This window comes from Plantactinospora sp. KLBMP9567, from assembly GCF_033446045.1.
In the GTDB taxonomy this organism is placed as follows: Bacteria; Actinomycetota; Actinomycetes; order Mycobacteriales; family Micromonosporaceae; genus Plantactinospora.
The window spans coordinates 161,742-173,406 of record NZ_JAWQRR010000003.1; the positions used below are offsets into that span (position 1 = coordinate 161,742).

The 11,665-nt window shown below is 72.8% G+C and carries 8 protein-coding genes; 4 read left to right on the forward strand and 4 right to left on the reverse strand.

The genetic code is table 11. The features are described 5' to 3' along the window. The first annotated feature begins 42 nt into the window (after positions 1-42). Together R6Y94_RS01445 and R6Y94_RS01450 are read left to right on the forward strand one after the other, a co-directional pair. Positions 43-1,335 (forward strand): sugar ABC transporter substrate-binding protein, encoded by a 1,293-nt coding sequence (locus R6Y94_RS01445; protein WP_318393892.1) that lies wholly within the window; start codon positions 43-45, stop codon positions 1,333-1,335. After that, positions 1,332-3,500: a hypothetical protein gene (locus R6Y94_RS01450; protein WP_318393893.1), complete on the forward strand. Its 2,169-nt coding sequence runs from the start codon at positions 1,332-1,334 to the stop codon at positions 3,498-3,500. The genes R6Y94_RS01445 and R6Y94_RS01450 overlap by 4 nt, the downstream gene beginning before the upstream one ends. Before the next feature lie 76 nt (positions 3,501-3,576). Here the strand turns inward: R6Y94_RS01450 and R6Y94_RS01455 are convergent, their stop codons facing one another. Continuing rightward, positions 3,577-6,600 (reverse strand): glycoside hydrolase family 3 C-terminal domain-containing protein, encoded by a 3,024-nt coding sequence (locus R6Y94_RS01455; RefSeq protein WP_318393894.1) that lies wholly within the window; start codon positions 6,598-6,600, stop codon positions 3,577-3,579. Between the two features lie 166 nt (positions 6,601-6,766). On the opposite strand from R6Y94_RS01455, the gene R6Y94_RS01460 reads away from it, so the two are divergent. Beyond that, on the forward strand, positions 6,767-7,078 hold the full coding sequence (locus tag R6Y94_RS01460) for a hypothetical protein (protein WP_318393895.1): 312 nt from the start codon (positions 6,767-6,769) through the stop codon (positions 7,076-7,078). Between the two features lie 157 nt (positions 7,079-7,235). Here the strand turns inward: R6Y94_RS01460 and R6Y94_RS01465 are convergent, their stop codons facing one another. From R6Y94_RS01465 to R6Y94_RS01475, 3 genes are read right to left on the reverse strand one after another with little or no spacing between them, the layout of a single operon-like run. Continuing rightward, positions 7,236-8,117 (reverse strand): ABC transporter ATP-binding protein, encoded by an 882-nt coding sequence (locus R6Y94_RS01465; RefSeq protein ID WP_318393896.1) that lies wholly within the window; start codon positions 8,115-8,117, stop codon positions 7,236-7,238. A 2-nt stretch (positions 8,118-8,119) separates the two neighbouring features. After that, positions 8,120-9,184: a FecCD family ABC transporter permease gene (locus tag R6Y94_RS01470; RefSeq protein ID WP_318393897.1), complete on the reverse strand. Its 1,065-nt coding sequence runs from the start codon at positions 9,182-9,184 to the stop codon at positions 8,120-8,122. Positions 9,185-9,189: 5 nt separating this feature from the next. Then, positions 9,190-10,263: an iron ABC transporter permease gene (locus R6Y94_RS01475; protein ID WP_318393898.1), complete on the reverse strand. Its 1,074-nt coding sequence runs from the start codon at positions 10,261-10,263 to the stop codon at positions 9,190-9,192. A gap of 327 nt (positions 10,264-10,590) precedes the next feature. On the opposite strand from R6Y94_RS01475, the gene R6Y94_RS01480 reads away from it, so the two are divergent. Beyond that, positions 10,591-11,613, forward strand: coding sequence for an iron-siderophore ABC transporter substrate-binding protein (locus R6Y94_RS01480; RefSeq protein WP_318393899.1), 1,023 nt, complete (start codon positions 10,591-10,593; stop codon positions 11,611-11,613). Positions 11,614-11,665 lie beyond the last annotated feature (52 nt).

Genomic DNA, 11,665 nt, shown 5'->3' on the forward strand with positions numbered 1-11,665 from the left:
AACCCACCGCTTCGCACACCCACCGTCAGCGAAGGAGCTCCGATGAGAGCCAGATCCGTCCGGACCCGCCTCAGCACCGTCGCCGTCTCCGCCACCCTGCTGCTCTCGGTCGCCGCCTGTGGCGACTCCGGGGGCGACGGCGGGCCCGTGGAGTTGCGGTTCTCCTGGTGGGGGAACAACGACCGGGCCCAGGCCACCCAGAAGGTGATCGACGCCTTCCAGGCGCAGAACCCGGACATCAAGGTCACCGGCTCGTCGTCCGACTTCAACGCGTACTTCGACAAGCTCGCCACCGAGGTCGCGGCCGGCGACGCGCCGGACGTCATCACGCTGGGCGGCGCCTACCCCCGGGAGTACGGCGACCGGGGTGCGCTGCTCGACCTGGCCCGGGTGCAGAACGAACTGAAGACCGACAAGATCGACGCCGCCGCGCTCGGCAACGGGCGGTTCGAGGAGAAGCAGTACGGCGTGCCGACCGGGGTCAACACCTTCGCGGTGGTGGTCAACCCGACCGTCTTCCAGAAGGCCGGCGTACCGCTGCCGGACGACAGCACGTGGACCTGGGAGGACTTCGCCCGGATCGCCCGGGAGATCTCGGCGAAGTCGCCGAAGGGCACCTACGGGGCGGCCGACCCGAGCAGCGCCGACATGTTCGACCTCTACTCGCGGCAGCGCGGCGAGGGGCTGTACACCGCGGACGGCAAGGTCGCGATCAGCCGGAACACCATCACCGAGTGGTGGACGATGACCGTCGGGCTGCGCGACTCCGGCGCCACCCCGCCGGCCTCGGTCACCACCGAGCTGGAGGGTCAGCCGGCCCCGGAGCAGACCCTGATGGGTCGAGGGCTGGCCGGGATGCAGTTCGACTGGAGCAACCAGCTCGGCTCGCTGCGCAAGGCGTCCGGACAGCCGCTCGAGCTGCTGCGGGCACCGGGGGAGGGCGCCCAGAAGCCGGGGATGTGGTTGCAGGCCTCGCAGATCTACACCATCAACGCCCGTACCGAACACCCGAAGGAGGCGGCGAAGTTCGTCGACTTCCTGGTCAACAGCCCGGAGGCCGGAAAGATCATCCTGACCGACCGGGGCATTCCGGCCAACTCCGAGGTGCTCTCGGCGGTGGTGCCGGCACTCAACCCGGACCAGTCCGCCCAGGCGAAGTTCATCGAGCGGGTCACCCCGCAGGTGGGTCCGCCGCTGGTGATCGGGCCGACCGGCTCCACCGACACCCGGCTCATCCTGCAACGGCTCAACGCCGAGGTGCTCTTCGACCGGAAATCCCCGGCCGACGCGGCGGACGAGTTCGTCAAGCAGGTGGAGGCGGCGATCGGCAAGTGACCCCGGACCGGAACGGGGACGACGGCCGGCTGGCGGAGCAGGACGGGCCCCGGATCGACCGCCGGGCCCTCGTCGACCGGCACGCGGTCGAGCTGACCGGCATCCTGCCGGAGTCCCCGCTCTCGGTCGGCAACGGGGAGTTCTGCTACACCGTCGACGTCACCGGCTTGCAGACCTTTCCGGAGCACTACCCGGTGCACGACCCCGGCGGCATCGGCACGCCGGGCACGCTGCTCGGCACCCAGGCACAGTGGGGCTGGCACAGCGTGCCGGCCGGGCGGGCGTACGACCTGGCGGAGACCTGCCGGGCCTATCCGACGCCGCGCGGCCCGGTCGAGTACGTCGACATGCGCGGCACGCTCTCCGGCACCCGCGAGGCCCCGGAGTCGCCGGCCGAGTCGTGGCTGCGCGGCAATCCACACCGGCTCGACCTGGGCCGGATCGGGCTGGTCTGGACGGCCCGCTCGGCCGGCTCCGGAGTCAGCATCCGGGCGCCCGAGCCGGCCGAGCTGACCGACCCGCACCAGCGGCTCGACCTGTGGACCGGCACCATCACCAGCCGGTTCCGGCTGGCCGGCACACCCGTCCAGGTGCACACGGTCTGCCATCCGGACCGTGACGTCGTCGCCGTACGCGTCTCCTCGACGCTGCTCGCCGAGGGCCTCGCGGTGCGGATCGCCTTCCCGTACGGCTCGCCGGAGTGGAGCAACGCCGCCGACTGGTCCCGGCCGCAGGCGCACTCGTCCAGACTGCGCCCGACCCCGGACGGGGCGGTGCTGCGCCGGGTACTCGACGACACCGCGTACTCGGTCGGGATCGCGCTGCCGGACGGCGCCCGGATCCTGCACGTCGGCCGGCACGAGTTCCTGGTCAGCACCGGGCTGGCCGCCGTCGAGCTGGTCGTCGCGTTCGCGCCCGGCGCCGGCTCGGCCGCCGGCACCGCGCTGCCGTCCTTTCCCGAGGTCGCGGCCGCCTCCGCCCGGCACTGGCCGGAATTCTGGCGCGGCGGTGGCGCGGTCGAACTGGCCGGCAGCCGGGACGACCGGGCGGTCGAGCTGGAACGGCGGGTGGTGCTCTCCCAGTACCTGACCGCGGTGCACTGCGCCGGCACGCTGCCCCCGCAGGAGACCGGCCTGATGGTGAACTCCTGGCGCGGCCGGTTCCACCTGGAGATGCACTGGTGGCACGGGGCGCACTTCCCGCTCTGGGGCCGTCCCGGCCTGCTGGAACGCAGTCTCGGCTGGTACGCCGGCATCCTGCCCCGGGCCCGGGAGACCGCCCGCCGGCAGGGCTGTGCCGGTGCCCGCTGGCCCAAGCAGGTCGGCCCGGACGGCCGGGAGAGTCCGAGCCCGATCGGGCCGTTCCTGCTCTGGCAGCAGCCGCACCCGATCTTCCTCGCCGAGCTGGTCCGGCGTGCCAGCACCGACCCGGAGGCCGCGTTGCACCGGTACGCCGACGTCGTCCTCGACACGGCGACGTTCATGGCCGACCACCCGGTCCGGGGCGAGCGCGGCTACCAGATCGGCCCGCCGCTGGTCCCGGCCCAGGAGTCGTACGCCGACGTCCGGGAGAGCCTCACCAACCCCACCTTCGAGCTGGCGTACTGGTCCTGGGGACTGCGGGTCGCGCAGTCCTGGCGGGTGCTGCTCGGCCTGCCGGCGGAGCCGTCCTGGGAGAAGGTCGCCGTCAACCTGGTCCGGCCGTACGTCCGGGACGGGGTCTACACCGCCGTCGACGTACCGCCGTACACGGTGCGGGACGACCACCCGTCGATGCTGTACGCCCTCGGCCTCGTACCACCCACCGAGCTGGTCGACCCGGAGGTCATGCGGGCCACCCTGCACGGGGTACTGGCCGACTGGGACTGGCCGTCGACCTGGGGCTGGGACTATCCGGCCATCGCGATGACGGCGACCCGGCTGGGCGAGCCGCACACCGCCGTCGACGCGCTGCTGCGACCCGAACCGAAGAACGGCTACCTGCCCAACGGGCACAACCGGCAGACCGCCGCGCTGCCGGTCTATCTGCCCGGCAACGGTGGGCTGCTGGCCGCCGTCGCGCTGATGGCCCGGGGCTCGGACGCGGACGCCGGCCGGCCGACCCCCGGCTTTCCGGACGACGGAAGCTGGACGGTCCGGCACGAGGGACTGCACCCGATGCCCTGACCGACCAGCGGATGCGCTGACCGGCCTCAGTCGGCCGTCGCTCCGATGGTGAAGTCGCCGGATGCCCTGAGCGACCTCAGCCGTCGCCCGGCCCGATGCTGAACTCGCTGATTCGCAGGCCGGCGCCGAGCCGCAGGTACACGTCCCGGACCCCGGTCGTGCCGGCCAGCGCCGCCCGCACGGTGGTGTACGCGTACCGGTCGCCGGTGCTGGGCACGGTGGCCCGGCCCAGCAGCGTACCGGTCGGGGAGTCGAGGCGTACCTCGATGGTCCCGTCGCCCGGCCCGGGCCTCGCGGCCCGGACGGTGAGGGTGCGCGAGCGGGCGTCGAGGGCCGTGCCGGTGAACGCGATCCAGCCGCCGGAGCCGGCACCCTCGACGGCGGTGCCACGCACCTTCGTCTCGTCCACCAGCAGGATTCCGTCGTAGTCGTCGAAGTTCTCCGCCCGGGTCGGCCGGGACAGGTCCCGGGGCGGGATCGTCTCGCCGCGCACCCGCAGCGTGCCACGCTGCCGGACGTCGGTGGCGGAGCCGCCGACCAGCAGGTCGTGTTCGGCGGACTCGACCACCCAGCGGTCCCGGGTCACGTCCCAGTGCCCCAGTTCGGTCGCCCGGACGGCGAACGTCACCCGACGGGTCTGGCCGGGGGCGAGGGTCACCCGCCCGAAGGCGCGGAGTTGCCGCAGCGGCATCCGGTCCCGGGACGTGCGTTGCCGGGTGTAGAGCTGCACCACCTCGTCGCCGGTCCGCCGGCCGGTGTTGGTCACCTCAACCGTCACCGTCACCGAGTCGTCCGGCCCGGCCGACGGCGCGCTCACCCGCAGGTTCGCATACCGGAAGCGGGTGTAGGACAGGCCGTGCCCGAACGGGAAGAGCGGCTCGCCCCGGTGGTAGAGGTAGGTCTGCCCGGACCGGATGATGTCGTAGTCGCGCAGGTCCGGCGGCAGGTCGGCGTCGGCGCGAGGCCAGGTCTGGCTGAGTCGCCCGCCCGGGTTGCGGTCGCCGAAGAGCGTGCCCGCCAGTGCCCGGCCGGTCTCCGGCCCGGCGTGGGTGGTCCAGAGCAGCGTCGCCGGCTCGGCCGCCAGGGTCACCGGATAGCTGGTTTCCAACACCACCGCGGTGTCCGGGTTGGCCGAGGTGACCGCCTCGACCAGTGCGGACTGGCTGGCACCGAGCGCCAGGCCGCGCCGGTCGGCGTTCTCCCGCCCGTAGACCAGCGGATGGCTGCCGACCACGACCACCGCCGCGTCGGCCCGGGCAGCCGCCGCGGCGGCGGTGGCGGCGCCGCTTTCCACCACCTCGCGGGCGAACCGGGCGGCGGCGGCGCGCTCGCCGGTGCCGACCGCGCCGTCGGCACCCACCGTCAGATACCGACCGGGGTACGGCCACCAGCTCTCGTTGGTCTCGTAGCCCGCGTACCGGATCAGGTAGGCACCGTCCGGCTCCCGTTCCAGCGCGAACTGCTGCGGTACGAACCATCCGCCGATCTCCGTCTCGGCGGTGTGGTACGGCCCCCAGTTGCCGGCGAGGTAGTGCCCGTTGCCGGCGTTGCGCAGCGTGCTGACGTCGCCCGCCCAGTCGTTCTGGTCCCACTGCGCGGCGGCGGTGGCCGGACCGGCCGCCGCGACGACGTTCTCCCCGGTGGCGGTGCCGGTGGCGGTCAGGTACCGCCCGGTCGCCAGGTCGCGCAGCGCCACCCGGTCGAGCGCCTCGACGCCGGTGACCGTGACGCGGTCGCCGAGCCGTTCCCGGATCCCGGCCAGCGGTGTCACCCGGTACGGCAGGGCGCCGCCGTACCAGTCGCCGTGCAGCGCGTCGTGCAGCGGGCCGATCACGGCGACGTTCCGGACCCGGGTCGGGTCCACCGGCAGGGTGCCGGCCGAGTTGCGCAGCAGCACCATCGCCCGCTCCGCCGCCTCCCGGTTCAGCTGCCGGTGTGCGGGGCTGCCGATCACCTCCGGACCGATGTGTGCGTACGGGCCGCCGTCCGGGTCGAAGTGCCCGAGCCGGAGCCGGATCGACAGCACCCGCCGGACCGAGGCGTCCACGTCGGCGACCGTGAGCAGCCCTTGGTCGAGCGCGGCGCGCAGGGTGGCCACCATCGGCCCGGGCTGGCCGTCGTCGACGGTGAAACTGTCCAGCCCGGCCTTGAGCATCGCCGCGTACGCCTCGGTCTCGTCGGCGTAGTAGCCCTGGAGCTGGGTCAGCGCGTGCGGAGCCCAGGCGTCGCTGACGTGGTAGAGGTCGCGGTCGGTCCACGACCGGATCACCTCGGCGAAGTCCGGGTTGACGTGGCTCGGGCGGCCGTTGACCAGGTTGTAGCCGGCCATCACTCCGGTGGCGGCGCCGGCCGCGATCGCGGACCGGAAGGGCGGGTCCTCGTATTCGTGCCGCAGCCGTGGTCGCAGGCTGGCCGAGGTCAGGCTCCGCTCCGCCTCCCGGTTGTACGCCGCGTAGTGCTTCAGCACCGGTGCGGTCTTGAGTCGCTCGGGATGGTCCCCGCTCAGGCCCCGTCCGTACGCGGTGGCGATCGCGCCGGTCAGCAGCGGGTCCTCGGAGTAGCCCTCCTCGTTCTTGCCCCACCGGGGGTCCCGCAGCAGGTTCACCACCGGCGCCCAGACCTGGAGGCCCCAGACGTCCGGATCGGCGGCGTGGTGGCCGCGCACCTCGTCGCCGACGGCCGAGCCGATCCGCCGGACCAGGTCCGGATCCCAGGTGCTGGCCAGGCCGAGCGCCTGCGGGAAGACCGTGGCCTCGGTGGCGGTCACCACGTGCCAGTCGGCGTCGACGTCGTTGGACCAGGCCACTCCGTGCAGGGCCTCGGTGCCGGTCTTGAAATAGCCGACGCCCAGGCGGGGGATGGCCGGTTGCGACTGGTGCAGCAGGGAGAGTTTCTCGTCCAGGGTCAGCCGGCCGAGAAGGTCGTCGATCCGTTGCCCGTCGGGCAGCCGAGGGTCCCGGAAGGGAAACCCGCCGGCCGGGTCCGCGGTGCCGGTGCCGGCCGTGACCACCATGCTGAGCAGCACCGCCACCAGTGCCGCCGCGCCACTGCGGACGAGCCGACGTCCGTCGGTGCCGCGTTCCATGCGTCCCCCGTCCATCGAACCTTTCCCACCCGGACGGCGCGCCGCGCGCGCCCCGACTCTGACCTGCGGCCACCACGGATCGCAAGGGGAGGTGGAAAGGTTCGTTGTGCTAGCCCGGCACGACTTTGTTTAATTACCCAACGATCTCATCATCGATGGGAGTGCGGAAGGGGAGGAACCGATGAAGAAGTTCGCCACCCGGGTCGCGGTGCTCGCGATCGTCGGGGCCGGCGCGGCGGTCGGAGTCACCGCCGTACCGGCACAGGCCGCACAGGCCCGGCCGTGCAGCGCCGACGGTCTCAGCCTGTACGGCCGCTACCCGGTCGACCACGACCAGCGGATCTACCAGTGCGTGCCGGACCCGTTCACTCCGCGCTGGGTGCTCTCCGAGACCTGTCCGGCGGGCACCCGACCGGCGACCACGCTCACGCCGTACTACCCGGGCAGCAGCACCGGGCCGTACCTCGCGACGACGACCTGCGCCAGCGACTGACCCTTTCCACCTGAACCGCGCGGCGCTCACGGACCGCGCCCGGCCTTGCGGTCCACCGCGCCGCAAGGGGAGGGAGGTCGGAAAAGGTTCACTGAACCGTCGCCGCTGACGCGGGCGGTGGTCGCCGGAGCCCTGTGGACGGTCGAGCCAGGACCGGTCAGGCGCCGGCGGCCACCGGCATCAGCGGCCGGGGGTGGTGCCGGCTGGTCGGGATCACCAGCGGTGTGCCGGTCAGCGGGTCGACGCTCACCTCGCACCGCACGTCGAAGACCTCGTCGACGAGGTCGGTGGTGACCACACTCGACGGTTCGCCCTGCGCGACGATCCGGCCACCCTTCATCGCGATCACGTGGTCGGCGTACCGGCACGCCTGGTTGAGGTCGTGCAGCACCATCACCACGGTCCGGCCGTCCCGCCGGTTCAGGTCCACCACCAGGTCGAGTACGTCGATCTGGTGCGACAGGTCCAGGAAGGTGGTCGGCTCGTCCAGTAGCAGCACCGGGGTCTGCTGGGCCACCGCCATGGCGATCCAGGCCCGTTGCCGCTGCCCGCCGGAGAGTTCGTCCACCGGCCGGTCGGCCAGCTCGGTGACCCCGGTCGCGGCCAGCGCGTCGGTCACCGCCCGCTCGTCCTCCGGCGACCACTGCCGCCACCAGGTCTGGTGCGGCGAGCGCCCCCGGCCGACCAGGTCGAGCACGGTCAGGCCGTCCGGCGCGACCGGTGCCTGCGGCAGGATCCCCACCTGCCGGGCCACCTGCCGGGTGGGCAGGGAGTGGATCGCCCGGCCGTCGAGCTGGACGCTGCCGGCGGTCGGGTTGAGCAGCCGGGCCAGCGCCCGGAGCAGGGTGGACTTGCCACAGGCGTTGGCGCCGACGATCACACTGATCAGGCCCGCCGGTATCACCAGGTCGAGGTCGTCGACGACCACCCGCTCGCCGTACGCCAGGCGCAGCCGCTCGGCCCGCAGCTCGGGGTGACCGGCCGCACCCGGCGGCGGGGCGTCGAGCGCGGAGTCGGTGATGGTCAGGTCCACGGTCATCGTCAGCCTCCAGAACCGGCGCGGTTGGCCCGGACGAGCAGCCAGAGCAGGAACGCCGCGCCGAGCGCCCCGGTGACCACGCCGACCGGCAGGTCGACGTCCGGGATGATCCAGCGGGCCACCAGGTCGCTGGCCGAGACCATCAGGGCCCCGGTCAGCGCGGACGCCAGCAGTGGCGGCGCGGAGAGCCCCGCCAGCCGCTGGGCGATCTGCGGTGCGGCCAGTGCCACGAACAGCACCGGCCCGGTGGCGGCGGTGGCGAACGCGACCATCGCGACGCCGACGACCACCAGGCAGAGCCGGGCCAGTTGCACGGGCGTGCCGAGCCCTCGGGCCACCTCGTCGCCGAGGTGCAGGGTCCGGGTCCACCGCCCGAGCAGCATCCCGGCGGGCAGCAGGGTCAGCACCGCGGCGGAGAGCGGACCGACCGTCTCCCAGCCGCGACCGCTGAGGTTGCCGACCAGCCAGCCGAGCGCCGCCTGCGCCTCGGTCAGTTGGGCCCGGGTCAGCAGGTAGTCGGTGGCGCTGGCGCACATCCAGGAGACGGCGATGCCTACCAGTACGATCCGGTAGCCGGTGGCGCCACGCCGCCAGGCCAGCAGGTAGATCAGCGCGGCGGTGACCAGCCCGCCGATCAGGCCCAGCGCCGGCAGGCTCAGCCCGGCGCCGCCGAGCACGATGGCGGCCACCACGGCGGTGGTGGCACCGGCGTTGATGCCGATCATGTCGGGACTGGCCAGCGGGTTACGGGTGATGGTCTGGAAGATCGCCCCGGAGACGGCGAACGCGGCACCGGCGAGTACGGCGGTCAGCGCCCGGGGCAGCCGCAGCTCCCGCACGATGAAGACCTGGCCCGGATCGCCGGAACCCCAGAGCGCGGGGACCACCCGCAGCGGGCTGACCGGGTAGTCGCCGGTGGCAATGCCGACGCAGAAGACCACGAAGGCCAGTGCGGCGAGCCCGAGGCAGCAGGTCAGCAGCCGCGCCCGGAGTACACCGGAGACCGGTGGCCGGCCGATCCGGAACGCGGTACGCCCGCCGGTGCGGCGCAGGTCGAGGAGGGTCACCCCGATCAGAGCTCCGCGAGCCGGCGGCGCCGGACCAGCATGATGAAGAACGGACCGCCGATGAACGCGGCGATGATGCCGACGCCGACCTCGCTCGGCCGGGCGACGACCCGACCGACGATGTCGGCCAGCAGCAGCAGGCTCGGTGCGAGCACCATGGTGAACGGCAGCAGCCAGCGGTGGTTCGGGCCGGTGATCAGCCGGGCCACGTGCGGCACCACCAGCCCGACGAAGACGATCGACCCGGCGACCGCGACCGCGGCTCCGGCGAGCAGGGTCACCGCCAGGGTGCCCTGCAGGCGTACCAGCCCGACCCGGCGGCCCAGCGCGGCCGCGACGTCGTCACCGAGGGCGAGGCTGTTCAGCGCGGGGGCGGCGGCCAGCGCGAGTACGGTGCCGGCGGCCAGGAACGGCAGGAGCTGGCCGATGGTGCCGAAGTCCGGCCCGGAGAGCGAGCCGGCCGCCCAGAACCGGTAGCGGTTGAGTGCCTCCGGGTCGCGCAGCACGACCGCGCTGGTCACCGAGTTGAGCAGGAAGGTGATCGCGATGCCGGCCAGCGCCACCTTGACCGGGGTGGAGCCGCCCCGGCCGAGCCCGCCGAGCAGGTAGACCACCACGCTGGCCAGCAGGGCACCGGCGAAGGCGAACCAGATGTAGCCGTAGAGCGTGGCGATGCCGAACCAGGCGATCGCGACGACGATGCCGAGCGCGGCGCCGGCGCTGACCCCGAGCAGGCCGGGATCGGCGAGCGGGTTGCGGGTCAGCCCCTGCATCAGGGCGCCGGAGAGGCCCAGTGCCATCCCGACCAGCAGGCCGAGCACGGTGCGCGGCAGGCGTACGCCCCAGACGATCGCCTCGATCTGCGGGTCGTCGGCGCCGCGCGCCCCGGCCCGGTCGAGGAGGGTCTGCACCACCTGGTCCAGCGGGATCTGCCGGCTGCCCACCGCGACGGAGAGCAGGGACAGCACAATCAGGACGGTCGTGGCGACCAGGAAGAGCCTGACCGGATGCCTGGACCGGTGACCCGGCGCCCGGACGGGCGCGGGTCGGCTCACCGGTGGTGCCTGGTCGGTTGTCACGCGGTCCTCGGGTCTCTTCCGCCGGCAAATCGGGTCTCTTCCGCCGGCAATGTGCAGGGGTTTCGCTTCTTAGGGTAGGTATACCTTAGTTCATGGCTTCGATGGATGGGGAGGTCTGTCCCGGTGAAGCTGTTGAGGTTAGGTAAGGATTACCTTACTATCACCGTCATCGGAACCGGACGCCGGTGCCGGGCCCGACGTCGAGGCACCGTCGCCGGATGTCGCGCGACCGCATTCCGAGCCGGCGCGCAGTGCCGGGCCGCCGAGACGGATGTCCGCCCGACCGCCGAACCGGCGGGGGAAACCCGAGAGACCGAAGAGGAGCCGATGTCCACGACACCCGCCCGCACGATGCGTCCCCGGCCCGTCCGACTGGCGGCGGCGCTGGCCGCCCTCGTACTCGGCCTGGCCGGCTGCGGCGGTGGCGACGACGGCGCCGACCCGACGCCTTCGACGAGCGCCGGTGGCACCTTCCCGGTGACGGTCGAGCACAAGTACGGCAGCACCGAGATCACCAAGGCGCCCAGCCGGGTGGTCACGCTCGGGCTCAGCGACCAGGACCCGGTGCTCGCCCTCGGCGTCGTGCCGGTCGGTGCGATCGACTGGTTCCTGGAGCGGCCGTACGGCAAGTGGCCGTGGGCGCAGCCGCTGTGGGGCAGCACCCCGCCGGAGATCGTCGGTGAGCGGGACGACTACAACCTCGAGAAGATCGCCGCGTTGCGTCCGGATCTGATCATCGGGCTCTACTCCGGGATGACCCAGGAGCAGTACCAGAAGCTCTCCCAGCTCGCCCCGACCGTGGCCCAGCCGAAGGGCTTCGCCGACTACGCCGCGCCGTGGCAGGAGATGACCCGGCAGGCCGGCCGCGCGCTCGGCAAGCCGGAGCAGGCAGACAAGCTGATCGCCGACGTGGACGCCCGGTTCGCCAAGGCCCGGCAGGAACACCCCGGTTTCGCCGGCAAGACCGTGGCGGTGGTCGACCCGTACGAGGCCGGCAAGTACGCGGTCTTCGCGCCGAGCGACCCGAAGGTGGTCTTCATGACCCAGCTCGGCTTCACAGTGCCGGACAGCATCGTGCAGGCGGCCGGCAAGGAGTACGCCGCCGAGATCGGCTCCGAGCGGCTCGACCTGGTCGACGTGGACAGGCTGCTCTTCCTCACCTCGGACGCCAGCGCGGAGCCGCGGGTGAAGGCGGACAAGGTCTACGCCACCCTGGACGTGGCGAAGCAGAACCGGGCGGTCTTCCTGCCGTACGAGAACCCGCCGCTCGGCGGTGCGCTCTCGTTCAGCACCGTGCTCAGCGTCCCGTACGCGCTGGACCAGATCCTGCCGCTGCTCGGCGACGGCTGACCGCCGGCCGATTCCCGACACTCCGCACACCGGACCGTTCCCACCCGCTCGC